A 19,533-nucleotide genomic window follows, 5' to 3' on the forward strand; every position below is an offset into this window, starting at 1 on the left:
GATCAAGGGAGAGGGTGAGTGGCCACGAATATTCTTGAATCCGAGGAGTGGCGGAAAGCGGTCGATTACTCGATCACGGACGAGGACATCGAGCGCCAGCGGCAGCTCCTCGGATTCGATCAGGCAGCGTCCACCCGCGAATACCTCCAGTCCGCGACCGAGGATAATATCCGCAATTTCGCGCACGGCTGTGGCGACGACAATCCGTTGTTCTGCAATCCGGATTATGCGCGCGGCACGCGTTGGGGTGGGGTGATCGCGCCCGGGATGATGGTTGCGCAGATAAACACCCCGATGAAAGGGGATCCTGTTCCGGATGAAGTCAAACGGTTGCGCAAGAGCCTATTCAAAGGCGTCCATGTGTTCGTTTCCGGTTCGACATGGGATTTCTATCGTCCGGTTCGTCCGGGCGATACGATTTACAGTTTTAACGGCGACGAAAGCTGTGAGGTCAAACAGAGCGAGTTCGCCGGACGTTCGGTGATCAAGGTTCGCCGCGATGTGAAGGTCAACCAGCGCGGGGAGGTGGTCGCCGTCTATCGCATCCTGAGTGTGCTGACCGAACGTAAGACAGCGGCGAAGAAAGGCAAATATGCCGCTATCGAGCCGCAGACCTACACCGATGACGATATCGCTGCGATCGATGCGATTTACGCAGACGAGCAGGTGCTTGGTGCGGGCAAGCGTTGGTTCGAGGATGTCGCGGTAGGCGACGCGATCGGCAAGATGGCCAAGGGGCCGTTGACCGTGACCGATGTGATCTGCTTCCACGCTGGCGGTTATGGCTTTGTGCCCTATGCGCCTACGGTTGGCCGGCTGGCCTATAAGAACCGCAAGCGCATACCCGCATTCTATATCAAGAACGAGCATGGCATTCCCGATGTCGCGCAGCGGCTGCACTGGGATCCGAAATGGGCGCAGGCGATCGGTAATCCGATGGCTTATGATTACGGCGTGATGCGCGAAAACTATCTGTTTCATTTCCTTTCGGACTGGGCCGGGGACAATGGGGTCGTTGTCCACGTTCATGATGAAATCCGTAAATTCAATTACATGGGCGACCTTCAGACGATTACGGGGCAAGTGCTGTCGAAGCGGGTGGAGGACGGCCGCAATCTGGTCGATGTCGCCGTGAAATTCGTCAATCAGCGCGGCGAAGAAACGGTGCGCGGCACCGCGACGATCGCGCTGCCGTCCAAAAGCCAGCCGTTTCCGCTCTATCCCGAGGTGCCGCAGGAGCTGGCGGAGAAAGCCGCGCAGATGATGGCGCGCCATTGGGAATTGTCAGGCAAATGAGCGAAGAACTGCTGATCGCGGACGATGCTGGCGTCCGCACCATCACCCTGAACCGGCCGGATCGGCTTAATGCGCTCAACGCGGCGCTGATGGGTCCGCTCGCCGATGCGTGCGCGGATGCGGCGCGCGATCAGAGCGTGGGCTGCCTGATCGTGACGGGCGCGGGGAGGGGTTTCTGTTCAGGAGGCGACCTAAAAGACGGCGGTGGCGACCGTGCCGTCGTACCACCCAATCGCGATAGCGGCGCGCGCACGGAACAGGGCTTCACCCGCCTGCGCGGGTTTATGGAAACAGCACGACTGCTCCATGAGATGCCCAAGCCGACGATAGCGATGGTCAACGGCCCGGTCGCCGGCGCGGGGATCGGTATCGCCGGTGCGTGCGACCTCCGCTTCGCCGCCGAAAGCGCGACCTTCCTAACCGCGTTCGATCGCATCGGCGCTGGCGGCGACTTCGGATCGACGTGGTTTTGGACCAAGATTCTCGGCACCGGCGCGGCGCGCGAGTTGTTCCTCCTGGGCGAGAAGCTGTCGGCGCAGGAGGCGTTCGCCAAGGGGATCTACACTCGCTTGTTTACGGACGGTGACCTTGCGGCGGAGACGATGAAGGCCGCGCGCCGGCTCGCCGACGGGCCGCGCATGGGGTTTCGTTATATGAAGGCGAACCTGAATCTGGCGGAGGATGGTGTATTCGAGGCGGCGCTCGATCACGAGGCGCTCAATATGACCCTCTCCACACAGGCTACGGCGGCGATCTGGAAAGCCACGCAGGGACAGAAAGCATGATCGACACCCCCGCACTGCACGCTCATGCCCTGGCGTCGCTCGAGGCGGCGGACATCGTGCTGGCGCATGCCGATCTCGCGATCGATGGGGCGTATCTTTCAGAGCATGTGACCCGGGAGTTCGTCGATGCGGAGATCGGCGGCCATATACCCGGCGCCGCGCTCACCGATCTCGTGGTCGAGGCTGAACACGACGGCATGACGGAGCGCCGGAAGTGGCGGCTGGAATGGAATGACGTTGGGGCAGCTGCCGGGCTGCCCGGTTCGGTCTTCGTCAAAGCAACGCCGGACGGACCGTATCTACGCGAGACCCTCGCGATGCTCCACATGGCTGAGCATGAAGTGCGCTTCTACGCCGAGGTTCAGCCCGAAGTGTCGATGATCGCGCCGCGTGGGTGGTTCGGGCGGAGTTACCCAGGCGGACGCTTCCTGCTGGTAGTCGGCGATCTGGAAGCGAGCGGGTGCCGTCCGTTCTGGAGTAAGGATCATTGTACGCCTGAACATGCGCGAGCGGTGGTGACGGCGCTTGCCACGCTACATGCGCGGTTCTGGCAATCCGATCGCTTTGATCGCGATCTTTCATGGGTAAGACCGCGCACGCGCAAACTGGGCGCGGCGTGGCACCGCCGTTCGTTTGTTCACGCGCGCAAGGCGTTTCTGGCGAGCGATCGCGGGCTGAATCTGCCCGCGTCCGTTCGTGATACGCTTGAGCTGTGGTCGATGCACGATCTGGAGGTTTACGATTATTGGGATCGCCTGCCCGCCACATTGCTGCACGGCGACAGCCACCTCGGCAACACCTACGCCAAACCCGATGGCAGCGCCGGCCTGTTCGACTGGCAGGTGATCTTTCGCGGGCCGGGGTTGCGCGATCTTGGTTATTTCATGCTTTCGGCATTGTCGGATGACGAACGCCGCGTGCAGGAGCGTGGATTGTTCAATCATTATTGCGACGAACTCGATCGGCGCGGCATCCACCTCGATCGCGAAAAGGGGTGGCGTGACCTCTCGTTGCTCACGCTCGACAGCATGGACGCTGTGATGAAGACGATCGCGCATGGCGGCTATGGCCATGCTGCGAGCGGGCTTGAGCGCAGCCTTCAGTCACGGATCGGCGCAATGATCGATCGCGATGTCGGAGAGCTGTTGGCGACCGTGATCGCCAACGGCGAACTCTGAGGGGATTAACGCGGGCCCGAGTTCTGGATTCTGCGTGTCGTAAAGTGCGGGGCGGCGTGGCGCTTGTCGCGCGGTTGACTAAAGACCTATATGCGTGACTTCAGACGCCGCGGGACCATGGAGCATTCCGATCAGTGATCGCGCTTGCGGGCGATGCCAAGCGGGACGAGCGGATATAGCAGCTGCCGCCACCACGCATGCTCGCCCCCGGGGAGCCCATAACGCCATGGTCGCTGGGCGGGGGTGTGAAGCGTTCCGAACAATCGGTCGTAAATGCTCACCATCGTACAGAAGTTGCGATAGGCGGTCCCATCGCGACCGTAGCCATGATGCGCGTGGTGGATCCGCGGGGTGATGAGGATCCACTCCAGCGCGGTAATCATGTGCCGCCCGCCCGGAACATGGGCGATGATCGCATCATCCCAACGCCAATCGCTGTGGGTCAGCGCATTCCACGCCATGATCGTGACGTAGAATATCGTCGTGGCTTGGATCATGCCGAGGTAGAAACCGGCCGCAGCGATCCATGTGTAGCTATGGACCAGCGGCCAGACCAGGTTGGTCCGATACATCAGCGTGACATTTACATATGGTGCGCTGTGATGTGTCCGATGCATCCCATGTAAGATTGGGTGGCGAACCGGATTGTGCGCTGTGCGGTGGATCCAATATTGCAGGAATTCAGCGAGGAACAGCAGCGTGAGGAAGCTGGGAATAATCGGTGATCCCGCCAACGCTCCCTTGTACGCGGGAATAAGCAAGCCGATGATTGTGGCGGTTAGCCACGCCATTGCGATGCGGGTTACCTGAGTTGAGGCAATCACGGCGCCAATCATGAAAAAGTCCTGCCGCCGGTGAACCTTGCGATGCCGGCCGGTCGAGATCTCGGCAATGAGGATGCCGACGACGAGGGCGAGAATCAGATATTGCGGCTGCATTGGCATTCCTTTCGGGAAGACAATCACAGCCGCTGCATCATATTTCCAATGCATATTTGTTGCTTATAATATGCATGCTGCGCATATTAACTTTATGGATCTCAAGAGACTTCGTCACGCGGTGGGGCTCGCGGACAGTGGCTCGTTCACCGCCGCTGCTGCTTTGCTTCATATTTCGCAGCCAGCGCTCAGCCGCAGCATCCAGGCGCTGGAGCAGGAATTTGGGATCGAGTTGTTCCGCCGTACTGCGGCCGGTGTCGCTACGACCAACGCTGGTGCGGAGATCGTTTCGCAAGCGCGCATCCTGTTGCGTCATGCGGTACGACTTGTCGAGCACGCCAGCCATCTCGCCGGTGCGGAAGCGGGATTGGCAAGAATCGGCGTTGGCCCGATGTTTGCGGATTTTCTCGCCCCTTTTCTGCGGGATCAATGGCAGCCGATGCAGCAGATGAGACTGCAAGTTCATGTCTTGCCAGTCGAATCGCTCATTGATCGCTTGCTTTCGGAGGAGCTCGATTTCTTCGTTGCTGACGGATCAATAGCGCGGAGGCATCCCGTATTACGGTTGCGAACGATTGGTGAGGCGGCGATCCGTTACTATGTTCGCCCCGATCATCCGCTGGCCGGATGCATCGGTGTCGATACGGAAACGCTGACGCGGTTTCCGTTAGCATCGCCTAATCTGCCAACATCGGCCGGGTCCGACGATTCGGCGCTACGCGAGACAATGCGCAGTCGCGCGGGGCAAATACATTGCGAACAGCTGTCGACCTTGGTCGATCTGGTCACTGCAAGCGATGGGGTGCTGCTTGCGATGGAACCGGCGGTGGCGGCGCAGATCGCAAGTGGGCGCCTTGTCGTTCTCGATGTTCCCGCGGTACGCGATTGGGTCGCCAGTATCGCGATCGTGCGATTAGCTGCGCGGGATCCGTCTCCCTTGGCGGAACGTCTCGCATCGGCGTTCGAACGCTTGCTTCGAGAGCGCTGGTTCGCTTCCGGAACTTCCGAAGGCGCTGTGGCGACGCCCAGGCAAGCGGAGGGCGTTCATTCGCGCAAGACTGCGCTTCGTGAAGGCCCTCACCGCTGATCGGAGTTCTATGGCCCGGCCGATTTGTTATCGGTCCGGGCGAATGTGGTTCACTCGTCACGGTCGCGCGTTCGATGAGAACGCTCTCCGCAGGGTCAATTCCTCAGGATGAAGCCCCCATCCACGTTGATTACCTGTCCGCTGATCCAGGCTCCCGCTGGAGAAACAAGCAGAAGCAATGCGCCGACCAGTTCGTCCGGGTTGCCGCGCGGGCGCATCACCACGCGCGCCTCGGCGGCTTGCACATAGGGGCTTTCGGCCGGCGTAAGCGCGCGCCCGGCATCGCTCATCGTCATGCCAGGCGCGATCGCGTTCACCGCGATCCCGCTATGGCCCAGTTCGGTTGCGAGCGTAGTGGTGAGGCCGAGCAGCGCGACCTTGCTGACGCCGTAGCTGGTTTGCGCGGGAAAGGCGCCGGCCGAAAGCTGGTTGACGATACGCCCGCCGCCGCGCTCGATCATCGAGGGAACCACCGCTTGCGCACAGTGGAGCGCGCCGGTGAGATTGACCGACAATAGCCGTTCCCATGCCTCTGTCGTGGTTTGGATCGTCGGTGTGCCGACCGCCTCCACCATCAAGGCGGCGTTGTTGACGAGGATGTCGACTCCGCCGAACCGCTCCACCGTAGCTGCCGTCATCGCATCTACCGACGCGCGGTCGGCAATGTCGACGCGAACCGGCAACGCCGCCACACCGATCTCGTCGGCGACGGCCTTGGCGCCGTCGAAGTTGAGATCGGCGACCACGACATTGGCGCCCGCCGCCGCTAACCCCTTGGCATAGGCCGCGCCGATCGAATTGCCGCGTCCACCTGCACCGGTGACGATCGCCACCTTCCCATCAAGGCGGAACTGATCGAGCGAAAAGGTCATGGATTAACTCCGGTTGCGAGATGATGACGGCCGAACGGCGCCGCGCGCGGATTGCTGCGCATGAGCGGTCCAGACAGAACGGATATGCGAAGGCCACTCCGCAGCTGACCTGTCGCGCGATCGCCCAAGGCGAGCGGCGGTTTGGGCGGCGGCATGGGGCGAACGCGAGGGCTCATGCGATCGCGACTGTCTTGTAGCGGAGAAATTCGTCTATCCCGGCGCGACCTCCCTCCTTGCCAAAGCCGGAGATGCCGATCCCGCCGAACGGTGTGTGCGGATTGATCTGCACCGCACCATTCACATACACGCCGCCCGCGTTGAGCCGTTCCGCCAGCCGGTGAACCCGCTTCAGATTATCCGACTGAATATACGCGGCGAGCCCATATTCGCTGTTGTTGGCGATCGCGACTGCTTCGTCCTCGTCGTGGAATTTCATCACCACCAGCGCCGGGCCGAAAATCTCCACCTGCGCTATCTCGCTTTCGGGATCGACGTCGGCGATGATCGTCGGCTCGATGAAATTCCCTTCGGCCAGCGCGCCGCCGCAGCGATTGCCGCCCAGCACGAAGCGTCCCGAGCGAGTTTCCCGGACGCGATCGAACATCCCCATCACGCGATCGGCGGCGGCGGCATTGATCAGCGGGCCAACCATCACGCCCTCCTGCAGTGGGTCCCCGACGGTAAACTGGCGAGCGATCGCGGTCAGCTTTTCCAGCACGGCGTCGTAGATGTCGGCATGAACCAGCAGCCGCGTCGGCAGGGCGCATCCCTGTCCCGACAAAACCCCGATCGTCCAGAAGATGGCGCGCTGGCAGGCTGCGTCGATATCGCAATCGGGAAACAACAGGCTGGCCGACTTGCCGCCAAGCTCCATAACGCTCGGTTTGATCGCTTCGGCGCACGCAGCCATGATTTTGCGAGCGGTGATCGGTCCGCCGGTGAAGCTGATAAGGCCGACCTTGGGGTGGCGAACCAGGGCTTCTCCCGCCTCCGCGGTCCCGGGCATGATTGATAGGACGCCGTCGGGCACACCGGCCTCGCGCGCCAGCCGCATGAAGAGCTCGGGAGCGAAGGGGGTGATTTCGGCTGGCTTGACGATCACGCAATTGCCGGCCGCCAGCGCGGGCGCGACTTTCATCGCAAGGCTGATTACCGGGCCGTTCCAGGTGATGATGATACCGACGATGCCAATAGGCTCGGGCGCGGTGTAAGCGAACTCGCCGCGGGTATCGAAGGTCGAAATCAGTTCGCCCGACAATTTGTCACACCAGCCGGCATAATAACGCACCCAGGCGATCGCGGTGTCGGTCATGCGTTCGCCGGCCACCAGCGGGGTGCCACCGTCCAGTGCCGCCATATGTGCGAATTCGGCGCGATGCTGCGTCATCAGGTCGGCGAGCCGGATCAGGATGTCGCGCCGCAGTTCGGGCGGTGTGCGACGCCAGCCCTCGCGCACCGCTTCTGCCGCGGCGACGGCGCGCTCTATTTCAGCGGTACCGGCGAGTGGGATGGTCGCTTGTACTTTGCCCGATACCGGATTGACGTGATCGTGCGTGCCGCCTGACCCGCTGACGAGCGCCTCGGCGCCGATATGCAGCGCGACATTGGGGGTTTTTGTTGTCATTTTCTATGATCCCATGCGAGGTGGAGCGCATTGAGCGCATAAACCGATCCGCCGCGCGTGCGCGGCGGCGGGGCGTTTTCGGCGAGACGGAAGTGGCCGATCCGCGCGAACCATTGGCGATAGAACACCGTCAACTCGAGCCGCGCGAGATGCAGGCCAAGGCAGGTGTGAATGCCCGATCCGAAAGCGGCGTGCCGGCACGGTTTGCGATCGACATCCACGTCGGCCGGGCAACCGTTCATCGCCGTATCCCAGCCAACCATCGCGAGCGGGGCGAGGATCATGTCGCCGGCCTTGAGTTGAACGCCAAGCAGTTCGGTGTCCTGCGCGACATAGCGCGGGATTGAGACGAAAGCGTAGCGCCGCAGCAATTCCTCGACCGCATCGGGGATACACGCCGGATCGTCGATCATCCGCTGGCGCAACGCTGCATCGCCGGCGAGGTGCCGCATCCCGAACGACATCGCGTTCACCACCGTATCGAGCCCGGCAAGGAACATCAGGAAGCCGATCGATCGCAATTCATCGTCGGTGAGCGTGCGCCCTTCGAACTCCGTCGTCAGAAGGCGGCTCATCAGATCCTCGCGCGGCTCTGTCCGGCGCGCATCGATGAGCGCGTTGATCTTGCCGTAGATCTGGAGTGCCAACCCCATGCGCGCCTCGGCGCTCCCCTGGAAATCGAAAAAAGCGACGACCAGATCGCGAAACTCGTCGAATTCCTCCAGCGGAAAGCCGAAAAGCTCCATAAACACGCTGATCGGCAGATGCGAACCGATCGACGCGACGAACTCGCAGCCATCGTTTTCGCGCACGCCCTCGATCAGCGATTCGGTCCAATCTGCAATGCGCGCCTCGAGCGGCGCGATCGCGGCTTTCTCGAAATACGGGCGTAGCAACTGGCGGTAGGCCCGGTGCTCGGGCGGATCGAGCGATTCGGGTATCATATGGGGCTGGAAATCATTCTTCGGGATCGAAAGGTAACGGCTGGAGAATATCTCCGGATGCCGGCAGACTTCGATCACGCCGGCGGCCGTGGTCACGACCCAGTGGCCACCATTCGCCGGGGTCCAGAACACCGGAGGCGCGGTTTCCTTAAGCGCCCAATAGCGCGCATGAACGTCGTCGAGCAGGGCTGGTTCGGCATAGAAATCGAACGCGACAACGGGCGCGCGCGTATCTGCCTTTTCTTCGCTAGGCATGGGGGGACATCCTCTCCGGTTGAGGAAAAGTAAACAGCCGTTGACTTATCTGTCAAGTCAGCGGCAAGGGGCGGGTGATGGCACAGCGTGATGCAGAGGCGACACGGGCGAAAATTCTTCGGGAGGCGATCACGGCGTTCTCCACGGTGGGCTATGCCGCCACTGGGGTGCGCCAGATATGCGAAGCGGCGGGCGTCAATCAGGCGCTCGTGAACCGCTATTTTGGCTCGAAACTCGGCCTGTTCCGCGCGGCGATAGATGCAACGCTTGATGTCACGATCATTACCGCACTGGGTCGTGAAGGCCTCGCCGAAAAACTCGCCGCGGCGTTTGTCGCCTCGCGCGTGGATTCACCGAACCCGCTGCCGATGATGATGTTTGGCGCCGCAGATCCCGACGCGCAAAGGGTTGCGCAAAGCGAACTCGAATCGCGCATCATTGATCCGCTGGCCGCGTTCCTCGGCGGGGCGGACGCCAGAGACAAGGCGAGCCGTCTCGTCGCGATCGCCGCGGGTTTCTTCACCTATCGCATTCTCTACCCACTGGCCGCGTTCGGCGAGGCATCGGAGGAAGGGCAGAGCCGCTGGCTCGGCGAAGCTTTTGCTACCGCGCTCGCCGATCCGAAATAATCGAGCTTGCCCATCTTAGATGACCTAGTTATATAAATAGCATAACTAGACGAACATTTGGGGAGGGCTTGATGGTCGATTCTTTCGGCGCTGCGCAATTTGCGCGCAGTTTTCGTATGATGCTCGCACTTGGGACCGCGGCTGGTGGCTTGTACGCAGCGCAGGCTGTTGCGCAGACTGCGCCCACCGCTTTGCACGAGGATGAGCAGGCCAGATCGACGGGGCTTTCGGATGTCGTGGTGACAGCGCGAAAAGTTGCTGAGAACCAGCAGAACGTGCCGGTCGCCATCACCGCATTTTCGGGTGAGACGCTGCAGAAGCAGAACGCGGTATCGTTCAAGGACGTCGCGAATTTCACGCCGGGCTTCGTGATGCGTGAATCGCCCAACAACTCCTCGGCCGTTGCGCTCGCGCTGCGCGGGCAGTTCCAGAACGACAGCCTCGCAACCCTCGATCCGTCGGTGGGCGTCTATGTCGACGGTGTCTATTGGGCGCGGCAATATGGTCTTAACGCGGATCTGCTCGACGTGCAGTCGGTGCAGGTGCTGAAAGGTCCGCAAGGCACATTGTTCGGACGCAACACCACCGGTGGCGCGATGCTGATCCAGACCAATGATCCGAAGATGGATGAGATCAGCGGCATGGTGCAGGGCAGCTACGGCCGCTTCAACGAGCGCGTAGGGACGGGGGTGCTCAACCTTGGTCTGGGCGATAAGTTCGCGGTGCGTGGCGCGATCCAGATCAATAAGCGCGATGGCTATCTCACCGATCGAGCGTCGGGGCAGACATATGGCAATCGCGATAACCTGACCGGGCGCGTGAAGGCGAAATTCGAGCCAACCAACGGCATCAGCCTGGTCGTTTCGGGCGAATGGTTCCGGTTCGATCAGGATACCGCTCGTTTTATCACCTATGCCGCGCCCAGCGCGCAGGGGCGTTTCCCCGGACTGGCCAACGAGATCCAGGCCAATCTAACGAATGTGGATACGATGATCGTCTCGGCGGCGCCGTACCGCAGTGACCCTGTGCCGTATCAGTCGGTGCGCACATATACGTATAACGCGACATTGGCGGTCGATACGCCGTTCGGACAGGCAAAGCTTATCGGCGGTTATCGCCGCGTCAGAGGGATGAATGCGCTCGACCTCGACGGGTCAAGCGCCCCGATCGCGCTTACCACACTCGACCAGAATCTCCGGCAATGGTCGGTCGAAGGGCAGTTGACCGGCACGCTGTTCAACGACGCGCTCGATTTCGCCAGCGGAGTCACCTTCCTGCATGAGGATGGCTACGATCGTTCCTATTCGTACAGCGATACCCAGTCGATTCCGGCGCCGAGGATCGCGACCCGCTTTGTCGGGCTCGTCGATTCCGACGCGGTCGGTTTCTACACACAGGCGACCTGGCACGTTACCCCACGGCTCGGAATCACCGGCGGCATACGTTATTCCATCGACGACAAGCGTGTGGATACGCGCAGCGCGGCTGTACTGGTCGCCAATCTCGCGCCGATCGCGTGCATAACCGCGGGGACGACCCCCGCCATCGACTGCAACAAACATCGCGCCGACACTTTCAGCAACGTGTCATACACGGTCGGTGTGGACTACAAATTGACTGACGACGTGCTGCTTTATGCCAAGCAAAGCCGCGGCTTCCGAGCAGGCGGCGAGCAGCTTCGCGCGGCGGGCATCGTATCGCTTCCGTTCAAGCCAGAGATCGTCAACGAGCAGGAAATTGGCCTGAAGAGCGAGTTCTTCGATCGTCGCGTAAGGCTTAACCTCTCCGCTTATCATAACACGCTCAACAATGCGCAGCGTTCGGTGATCACCAGCATCGGTGGCGTCGTTCAGACGATCGTTGAGAACGCTAACGCCCGGAATTATGGCGGCGAAGCGGAGTTGAATGCGGAGATCGCCCGAGGATTGGTGTTGTCAGGAACCTATTCCTACAATGATCCGAAATATACGAAATATATCGGTGTCGCGGGCGCGACGACCGGGGTCGACAAGGCTGCATTGGGGGTTCGCTTCGACGGTCTCGCCAAGCAGCAGTTCACGCTCGGTGCGGATTATCACACCAAGCTGGCAGGCAATTCGCTTGGCCTGAACGTCAACTACAATTGGATCGGGGCTTATGCCACTGCGCCGGATTCGGTCGGTACGCTTGCCTATGCGGGATATACCCCTGCCGAAGCCGCGAAAGTCGTTGCGGCGACGACCAAGCCGGCGGCCGGCTTCCTCAACGCGCGCGCAACGATCGGATTTGCCGACGACCGGTTTGAACTGGCGGTGTGGGGGCGCAACATCTTCGACAAGCGCGTCATTACGCACGCCTTGTTTGTCCAGGAATATGTCTCGGCGCTTCGCAATGATCCGGCGACCTATGGCGTGACGGGCACCGTTCGCTTCTGATCCTCTGGGCGACGATTCCGGTGGGCCGTGAAAGACACGGCCACCGGAATCGTCGAGGGTCGGTTGGTGATTGTTGACGGGAGTGATAGTGCCTGAAGCTATCTTCGGCCACGGAATCGATCCATCAAGATGGGCAATAGCGACACCATTTCCTATTCCAACCGCATCCGCGTCCCCAAGACCTCCGAGCTCGTCGCTGATCAGATACGGGGGCAGATCGTGCGCGGCGAATTGCGGGAGGGCGATTATCTTCCCCCCGAAGGACAATTATTGACGACGCTCGGCATCTCGCGACCGACGTTGCGCGAAGCGTTTCGCATCCTGGAGGCCGAAGCACTGATCAGCGTCGTCCGCGGATCGCGCACCGGGGCGAAGGTTCATAAGCCATCGGTCGATCTGGTCTCGCGCTATGCGGGTTATGTCCTGCAATCGAAGGGGACCAGCATCGCCGATCTGTACGATGCCCGGCTGGCGATCGAGCCGCATGTCGTCCGCCGCCTCGCGCTGGCCCGCGATCCTGAGGCGATCGCCCGGCTGCGGGAGGAAGTGGCGCGGCTGGAGAAGATGCTGGGCGAGGAGAAGTTCGTCGACTTCATCGCCGGTGTTTCAGAGTTTCACCGTGTCCTGATCGAACTCAGCGGCAACAACACGATCATTTTCATCAATCAGCTTCTGCACCAGCTGATTGCCGCGCATCAGGCGGACTATATCCAGCGCCATCCACGCCCGGCTACCGAACATCGCAAGTCGATGACGATTGGTCCGCGCTCCTACATCAAGCTGATCGATCTCATCGAAGCGGGCGCGGTGGAAGAAGCGATCGACCATTGGCGCCTGCACCTGCGCAACGCAAACGCGACCTGGGCCGCGCGCGGAGAGGCTGAACGCGTCGTCGATTCTCTGAGAAGCTGATGACGCGCTGATCGCGGCGTTCGCTGCGATCCTCAAAATACTGCTTCACTAGTATAACTAGGTGATCTATCCTCGGTTCAACGAGAGGATGGACCATGGGAGGCGGTGTTAGCGGTATGATTCGTCACGATTTCAAGATCGACGTTACCGAGGTGGCGGCGCTCGGCGAACCGGCGCACATCGCGCTGACGGCCGTGCTGCCCGAGGCTCCGCCCGAGCGCCCGATCATCTGCTTCGCCAAGCCCGGCGGGGGCTATTCCCGTGGCTATTACACCTGTGATCTTCCTGGGCCGACGAGCGGCGCGCAGGCCGACTGGCACGCCGCGCGTGGCTGGATATTTGTCGCGATCGATCATTTGGGCGTCGGCGACAGCAGCCTGCATGCGCCGGAAAAATTGACCTTCACGGTTGTCGCTGCCGCGAATGCGGCGGCGGAAGCAATCGTGCGTGATCGTCTTGCCAAAGGAACGCTTGTCCCGGGCTATCCGCCGGTCGTCGATCCGGTCGTGATCGGCATCGGGCAGTCGATGGGCGGGTGCCTCACCATCGTCCAGCAGGGGCGGCATGGAAGCTATCACGGAATCGCCAGCCTCGGGTATAGCGCGATCCATACCCATCCGCCGGTTCGACCTGGCGAGCCGCCGATCATCGCGCCCTGGTTCGCGCGAGACACGTTGACAAACGCGCGGCCGCTCAATCTGGCGGCATTGGCACAAAATGTTTCGGGACGCGCTGCCGGCGATGCGATGGCGTGGGGATTTCACTATGACGATGTATCACCCGAAGTGATTGAGGGTGATCTCGCGCATTTCAACCGCAATATCCACGATCCCGTCACCCAGTCCGGGGTAGCGTGCAATCCCTGGAATTCGCTGACCACCCCCGGTGCGGTCGCTCAAACATGCCTTACGCCCGGCATCGTCGCGGTTGAGGCGGCCGTCGTCGGCGTGCCGGTGCTCGTGGCGATGGGAGAGCGGGATGTTTGCGCCGATCCGGCGGGCGAGCCACGTGCTTATCGCTCGGCCCCGTCGGTGGATCTCTTCGTTTGCCCGCATATGGGGCACATGCACAATTTCGCGGGCACGCGCGCATTGCTGTGGCAGCGTATCGCGCACTTTGGCGATTGGGTCGCGACCTGGAAGGATCATCATGCAGATGAAGAGTAACCGTGCGCGAATATGGCGCGGCTGAAAACTTGTCCCATCCCGTGCAGGTTTTAGCCGAGGCGGCGCCCAGGCGTCCGTCGGGCCCATCGCCCGAACGGCGGCCATCGTCGATCCGCCGCACCACAACGATCGACACCGTCTGGCCGGAAGGATTCGGCCAGCCGATGCGGATGGTGGCGCGGGGTCGCGATCTGGCGACGGGTGCCGCTCACGAAGCCCGCGTGCTCGATGCGGCGGAAATCGTGATCACCGCGAGCATCCGGCGTGAGATTCTCGCGATCACCAGTACGCCGGCGATCGCGGGACTCGATCAATTGCTCGGCGTGCGAGCGGGAGGCGCCAGCCGGACGACGCTCAACCAGGCGCTGGGCGAGCTGCGCGGTTCCATCGCCTTTCAGTTGCTCGACGACTTCGCCGGCGCAAGTCTCGTCGCCGGCTGGGTGTGGTCACGCTGGGTCACCGATTGGGGCGCCGAGCTTCAACGGAGTGGGGCGAAGGCCAATTCCGGGCGTGGCGGGCAGATGGTCGGTGTATGCACCGGCTTCGCACCGGGATCGAGCGCGCTTGGCGTGGACGGCGGTGCCAACCATGCGACGCAAAGCGCGTGCGAGGTCGGCGCGCTCGAAAACCCGGCTGACCCCAATGGCTGGCATTTGATGACGCTTCAGGGTGGTGCGCCCGGCATGCGCCGTGCCCGCCGGCTCGATCTATGGCGCGATGGAGAGACACTCCACGCCGATCTCGGCTTTCAGGACAGCGGCGCGGCGCCCGGCGGCGGCCGCGTCGCGGTTCACGAATATCGTGTGTGCGCGGTGATCGACGCGGCCGCGATGACGCTGGTGTCGATCGATGCCGATCCACGCATCCTGCCTTATCGCGAATGCCCTGGCGCGGTCGCCAATGTTGCGCGGATGATCGGGCATCATGTCGCGGACTTTCGTGCCGATGTGTTGTCCACGCTCGCCGGAACCCTTGGCTGCACACACCTGAACGATGTGCTTCGTTCGCTTGCCGACGTTCCGGCGCTCGCCCACCAACTGGAGTGACAAGATGGATGTGACCTTTGCCCGTCGGTGGGGAACGCTGGCGCTTGTTCTGGTTGTGGCGGCGCTCAGTTATGTCGACCGGCAAGTGTTCACCCTGTTCATGGATGCGATCAAGCGCGATCTGTCGCTGTCCGACCGGGCGCTGGGTCTGCTCACCGGCCTGACTTTCGCTTTATTCTACGCGCTCGCGGCATTTCCGATTGCGCGTTACGCCGATCATGGCGATCGCCCGCGCGTCATCGCGTTCTGCGTCGTCGTGTGGAGCCTCGCCACCGCCGCGTGCGGGCTTGCGACGAACTTCTGGCAGATGGCGCTCGCCCGGATCGGGCTGGCGGCGGGGGAGGCGGGAGCGGGCCCCGCCGGCCAGTCGCTCGTCACCGATGTTTTCCCGCCCGCGCGGCGCGTCATGGTGCTGTCGGCAATCCTTGCCGCAAGTTCGCTGGGGTTGTCGGGCGGCCTCATGCTCGGCGGCTGGTTGTCGACGATGTTTGGCTGGCGGGAGGTGTTTTTCATCGTCGGATTGCCGGGGATCGCAATCGGGGCCGCCGTCTGGCTTTTCGCGGCGGAGCCTAGGCGGGCCGGCGGCGGTGAGGGCGCTACGCCGCTCGGTTCGCTGGCCGTGTTCCGCGTGATGGCCGCGGCGCCATCGCTGCGCTGGATCGGCGTGAGTGTGGCGGCGGTGCCGATGACGGGAATGGGTTATCTGCTGTGGTCGCCGGCATTTTTTCAGCGCGTCCACGGGCTTTCGATCGCGGAGACGGGGTTCTGGCTTGGGGGCGTCACGCTTGTCGGACTGGTCAGCGGCAACCTCGTCGCCGGTTGGCTCGGCGATCGGTTCGGAAAGGACAATCCGCGCTTCAACGGCCGCCTTGCAGGCGCCAGCTTGTTGTTGTCGTTTCCGTTCGCGTTGCTCTTCGCGCTGGCGGATGATCGTTACGTTGCGCTGGCGAGCTTCCTGGTCATGAAGTTCCTGATGACACTCTATCTCGGCCCGACGATCGCACTCGCCTTCGCGCAGATGCCGACGTCGATGCGCGCGATGACGGCGGCCACGATCAATATGTTCATTGGCATCGCCGGCACCGGGTTAGGTGGCTTTCTGGTCGGGGCGCTCAGTGATCTGTTCGCGGGCTATGGCGCGGCGTCGCTGCGTTATTCGCTGGCGGTGATTTCCGTCGGCTTGCTGGTTGGCGGATTGGCCGGTTGGCGGGCGGGCGCAACGGCCCGCCCATTGGCCGCTCAGGCAGCGTCGGCCGGCTGACGCGCCCATACCGGATCGGTTTGAACCTTGGGCTCAATGCCAAACAGTCGGGCGGCATTGAGGCCGAGAATATTCTCCTGTTGCTCGCGCGAGACATCCAGTCCGTCGAACAATTCGATGGTGATCGGGCGGCTGATCGGGAACGTGCCCTCGTTGTGGGGGTAATCCGATCCCCACATCACGTTCTTGCCGCCTTTGAGCGTTGAGGTGAGGATGCAGCCGCGATCGTGCTGGAAGCTGGCCCAGACCTGATCGTCGATGATCTCGCTCGGCAGGCGCGAGAGTTTCGGGAAGACGAAATTGGCATGCGCCTCGCGTACTTCGTCGAGCCGTTCGGCAAGGGCGATGAGCCAGCTTGCACCGGATTCGATGAAGGCGACGCGGGCGGCCGGATTGCGATCGAGCACGCCGCCGGCGACCAGATACATCGCTGATTCGATCGCATCGTTCATCTGGAGCGTGTAGTTGACGATCGCCGCGCCGGGGCCGCGTTCCTGCACCACCGTTTCCAGGCCGGTGCCGGTGTGCATCACGAATACGATGCCAAGCTCGCCCGCCAGCTTGAACACCGGATCCCATGCTTCGTCATTATACTTGGGTAATCCCGGCTGCATCGCCGCCGGCAGCATCGCGGCGCTGACGCCGAGCGAGTGGAGATATTTCAACTCCGCGAGCGTGTTCGAAAGGTCGCGTACCGGGAGCATGCCGCAACGGACGAAACGGTCTTTGTGACCGCCCAGAAAGCCGTTGTTCCAGTCGTTATAGATGCGCGCCGATGCCGCTTCGGCTTCCGGATCGTCCAGGCAATAGAGCCACAAGCCGAGGCTCGGGAACATGATCTCGGCATCGATGCCCTCGATCTCCATATCCTCGAACCGGCCCGGCAGTTCGCGGGCGCCCTTGCGCTCGGCGTCGCCCAGTTCCTTCTCGCGATGTTTGCCGACGCGGAGGCGATAGATCACCTTTTCCTCGGTGCCGGTGAGCAGGAACTCACCCTCGCGGCGCGAATGGATCGCATGCTTCTTCAAACTCGCGGGGAGACCATCGAGGAAGATGGTCGGCGGCTCCATGATGTGGCTGTCGGCACTGAAGATGTAAGGCTTCATCAACATCGCGATTCTCCTCTACCTGGTTAAACAGGTATCTGATTTAGGGGGTTTGTGCAAGATGGGGCGCCGATATCCTTGACAATTTCGCTAAATAGGTATCGTTTCGTGGCATGACGCTCGTAACGGATACCGCCAACGCGCTTGCTGAACTGAGCTTGGGATCGGCGCCGGGGGAACATCTCGGCGCGGAAGACGAATTGATCGAACGGCTCGGCGTCAGCCGGCCTACGCTGCGGCAGGCGGCCAAGATCGTCGAGTCCGATCGGCTGTTGCAAATTCGGCGCGGGATACGCGGCGGCTTCTACGCTGCTCGCCCGGACGCGACCGATGTGATCCGCGCGCCTGCGCGCTATCTCCGTCTCAACGGTGCGACGATCGCCGATGTCCACGCGGTCACGCGGTTGATCGCCGAAGAGGTCGCGGTGCTGGCGGCGCGTTCGACCGATCCCGTGCCCCGTGACGAGTTGGCTGCTTTCCGTGATCGGATAGACGCCGCCGATACGGTGGCGGCGATGATCCGTTCCGAAACCGATCTCGCGCGGCTGCTTGCGCGGATGAGCGGCAATCCTGCCGCGGAGCTGTTCATCGAAATCGGTTACACCTTCGGGCGCGAAGAACATCACCTCCGCTTTTATCAGGGCGCGGAGGATCGCGCCCGCGCGCGCGGGTTGCAGCGCGATTTGGTCGACGCGGTGCTCTCGGGAGACGCCGAGATTGCACGGTTGATGATCCGCCGTCGCGCTGATTTGATCACGGGCTGGCTGGCGCGAGAGGGAGCGCGTTGACGACGCGCGCATTCATCGGTTTCGGCGGCCTCCGGCTGGTCGCGGACACGCAGGGCGATCCCGATGCGCCCGCCGTGCTGCTGGTGCACGGCGCTGGCCAGACGCGTGCGGTTTGGCGTGACGTCGCGACCGCGCTGGTCGCAGCGGGGCGGCGGGTCATTAACCTAGATTTGCGCGGACACGGCGATAGCGCGCGGCCAGCCGACCAGCGCTATGATCTGGAAGCCTATGTCGCGGACCTGCGAGCCGTGCTGGCGCAGCTTGAGTCGCGCCCGGTGGTAGTCGCCGCGTCGCTCGGCGGCTGGGTGGCGATGGTTGCGCTGGCGGGTGATGCTGCGACACTGGCGTCGGGCCTCGTACTCGCCGACCTGCCGCCGGACATCGACCCAGCGGCATCGCGTGCCGTGGCCGAGCGGTTGCGTGGGGTGGCGGGCGATTGGGATCCGTGTGCGCTGGAACAGATCGACGCAGGCGCCATGCCAGCTCTTCTCGCTGATGCCGCCGACGCGATCCGCGTGCCGGTGCTGTTCGTGCGTGGTGCTTCGAGTGATCTCGACACCCCGACGCAGGCCAGCGCCTTTGCGGCCCGGATCGCGGATTGCGAATATGCCGAAGTCGATGCGGCAAGGTTGCTCGTCACGGCAGATCGCACGGATCAGTTCAACGCGCTGCTGCTCGACTTTCTCGAGCGCCGCCTGCCACGCGCCGCGCCCGAGTTTCGGCAGGGATCGGACGCACGAACCTTGCGCGATGCACTCGGGTGTTTCGCGACCGGAGTGACGGTGGTCACCGCGATCGCGCCGGATGGCACGCCGATCGGGCTGACCGCAAACAGCTTTACCTCGGTTAGTCTTGATCCGCCGTTGCTGCTCGTCTGCATCGCCAACGGCGCGGGCAGCGCGCCGGCACTGCGTGTTGCGGATCGGTTCTGCGTAAACGTATTGCAGATCGGCCAGCAACCCGCGTCGAACCGCTTCGCGGGCAAGGGCGAGGATCGTTTCGCCGCGACCGACTGGACAGGCGGAGAGAATGGCGCGCCGGTTCTCGCAGGATCGCTCTCGGCGTTCGAATGTACCCGCCATGCAGTGCACGAGGGCGGCGACCATTTCATCCTCGTCGGTCACGTCACACGCGCAACATTCGAGCCGCGCCGCGACCCATTACTTTATTTCCGCGGCAAATATCGCCGGCTGCATTTCGCTTGAGGCTGGACAAGCGCCGCCGAGCACAAT

At 62.4% G+C, this 19,533-nt stretch carries 17 protein-coding genes; 12 read left to right on the forward strand and 5 right to left on the reverse strand.

Annotated features, from left to right (window positions below; genetic code table 11):
• The first annotated feature begins 18 nt into the window (after window positions 1-18).
• From P0Y64_13330 to P0Y64_13340, 3 genes are read left to right on the forward strand one after another with little or no spacing between them, the layout of a single operon-like run.
• Complete coding sequence (locus P0Y64_13330; protein ID WEK42365.1) at window positions 19-1,296, forward strand: MaoC family dehydratase N-terminal domain-containing protein; 1,278 nt, start codon at window positions 19-21, stop codon at window positions 1,294-1,296.
• A complete protein-coding gene (locus tag P0Y64_13335; protein ID WEK42366.1) occupies window positions 1,293-2,081 on the forward strand; it encodes an enoyl-CoA hydratase-related protein in 789 nt (262 codons plus the stop codon). The genes P0Y64_13330 and P0Y64_13335 overlap by 4 nt, the downstream gene beginning before the upstream one ends.
• On the forward strand, window positions 2,078-3,259 hold the full coding sequence (locus P0Y64_13340) for a phosphotransferase (GenBank protein ID WEK42367.1): 1,182 nt from the start codon (window positions 2,078-2,080) through the stop codon (window positions 3,257-3,259). Before P0Y64_13335 ends, P0Y64_13340 begins: the two co-directional genes overlap by 4 nt.
• 131 nt (window positions 3,260-3,390) lie before the next feature.
• Here P0Y64_13340 and P0Y64_13345 read toward each other — a convergent pair whose 3' ends face one another.
• Window positions 3,391-4,251, reverse strand: a complete 861-nt coding sequence (locus tag P0Y64_13345; protein ID WEK42368.1) for a sterol desaturase family protein — start codon at window positions 4,249-4,251, stop codon at window positions 3,391-3,393.
• Window positions 4,252-4,267: 16 nt separating this feature from the next.
• Between P0Y64_13345 and P0Y64_13350 the strand changes: the two genes are divergently transcribed.
• Window positions 4,268-5,284 (forward strand): LysR family transcriptional regulator, encoded by a 1,017-nt coding sequence (locus P0Y64_13350; GenBank protein ID WEK42369.1) that lies wholly within the window; start codon window positions 4,268-4,270, stop codon window positions 5,282-5,284.
• A gap of 95 nt (window positions 5,285-5,379) precedes the next feature.
• Here P0Y64_13350 and P0Y64_13355 read toward each other — a convergent pair whose 3' ends face one another.
• The 3 genes from P0Y64_13355 to P0Y64_13365 all read right to left on the reverse strand — a co-directional run bounded on the left by P0Y64_13355 (window position 5,380) and on the right by P0Y64_13365 (window position 8,979).
• On the reverse strand, window positions 5,380-6,156 hold the full coding sequence (locus P0Y64_13355) for an SDR family oxidoreductase (GenBank protein WEK42370.1): 777 nt from the start codon (window positions 6,154-6,156) through the stop codon (window positions 5,380-5,382).
• A 172-nt stretch (window positions 6,157-6,328) separates the two neighbouring features.
• Window positions 6,329-7,780 (reverse strand): aldehyde dehydrogenase family protein, encoded by a 1,452-nt coding sequence (locus tag P0Y64_13360; GenBank protein ID WEK42371.1) that lies wholly within the window; start codon window positions 7,778-7,780, stop codon window positions 6,329-6,331.
• Window positions 7,777-8,979, reverse strand: a complete 1,203-nt coding sequence (locus P0Y64_13365) for a cytochrome P450 (protein ID WEK42372.1) — start codon at window positions 8,977-8,979, stop codon at window positions 7,777-7,779. The genes P0Y64_13360 and P0Y64_13365 overlap by 4 nt, the downstream gene beginning before the upstream one ends.
• 77 nt (window positions 8,980-9,056) lie before the next feature.
• On the opposite strand from P0Y64_13365, the gene P0Y64_13370 reads away from it, so the two are divergent.
• The 6 genes from P0Y64_13370 (at window position 9,057) to P0Y64_13395 (ending at window position 16,407) form a co-directional block, all read left to right on the forward strand.
• Window positions 9,057-9,608 (forward strand): TetR family transcriptional regulator, encoded by a 552-nt coding sequence (locus P0Y64_13370; GenBank protein WEK42373.1) that lies wholly within the window; start codon window positions 9,057-9,059, stop codon window positions 9,606-9,608.
• A 239-nt stretch (window positions 9,609-9,847) separates the two neighbouring features.
• On the forward strand, window positions 9,848-12,022 hold the full coding sequence (locus P0Y64_13375; GenBank protein ID WEK42374.1) for a TonB-dependent receptor: 2,175 nt from the start codon (window positions 9,848-9,850) through the stop codon (window positions 12,020-12,022).
• A 129-nt stretch (window positions 12,023-12,151) separates the two neighbouring features.
• Complete coding sequence (locus P0Y64_13380) at window positions 12,152-12,934, forward strand: FCD domain-containing protein (protein ID WEK42375.1); 783 nt, start codon at window positions 12,152-12,154, stop codon at window positions 12,932-12,934.
• Between the two features lie 116 nt (window positions 12,935-13,050).
• Window positions 13,051-14,100: a hypothetical protein gene (locus tag P0Y64_13385; protein WEK42376.1), complete on the forward strand. Its 1,050-nt coding sequence runs from the start codon at window positions 13,051-13,053 to the stop codon at window positions 14,098-14,100.
• A gap of 2 nt (window positions 14,101-14,102) precedes the next feature.
• Entirely contained in the window at window positions 14,103-15,146 is a 1,044-nt protein-coding gene (locus tag P0Y64_13390; GenBank protein ID WEK42377.1) for a DUF2889 domain-containing protein, read from the forward strand.
• 4 nt (window positions 15,147-15,150) lie between these two features.
• Window positions 15,151-16,407: an MFS transporter gene (locus P0Y64_13395; protein WEK42378.1), complete on the forward strand. Its 1,257-nt coding sequence runs from the start codon at window positions 15,151-15,153 to the stop codon at window positions 16,405-16,407.
• On the opposite strand, the gene P0Y64_13400 is transcribed toward P0Y64_13395, so the two are convergent.
• Window positions 16,386-17,519 (reverse strand): amidohydrolase family protein, encoded by a 1,134-nt coding sequence (locus P0Y64_13400; protein ID WEK42379.1) that lies wholly within the window; start codon window positions 17,517-17,519, stop codon window positions 16,386-16,388. The two genes, P0Y64_13395 and P0Y64_13400, sit on opposite strands and share 22 nt — an antisense overlap.
• 107 nt (window positions 17,520-17,626) lie before the next feature.
• Here P0Y64_13400 and P0Y64_13405 point away from each other — a divergent pair, with 107 nt between their 5' ends.
• Together P0Y64_13405 and P0Y64_13410 are read left to right on the forward strand one after the other, a co-directional pair.
• Entirely contained in the window at window positions 17,627-18,301 is a 675-nt protein-coding gene (locus P0Y64_13405) for a GntR family transcriptional regulator (GenBank protein WEK42380.1), read from the forward strand.
• Window positions 18,298-19,506 carry an alpha/beta fold hydrolase gene (locus P0Y64_13410; protein WEK42381.1) on the forward strand — a complete coding sequence of 403 codons (1,209 nt, stop codon included), beginning with the start codon at window positions 18,298-18,300 and terminating at the stop codon, window positions 19,504-19,506. Before P0Y64_13405 ends, P0Y64_13410 begins: the two co-directional genes overlap by 4 nt.
• Window positions 19,507-19,533 lie beyond the last annotated feature (27 nt).

The sequence above is a fragment of the Candidatus Sphingomonas colombiensis genome, assembly GCA_029202845.1.
Classification (GTDB): Bacteria; Pseudomonadota; Alphaproteobacteria; order Sphingomonadales; family Sphingomonadaceae; genus Sphingomonas; species Sphingomonas colombiensis.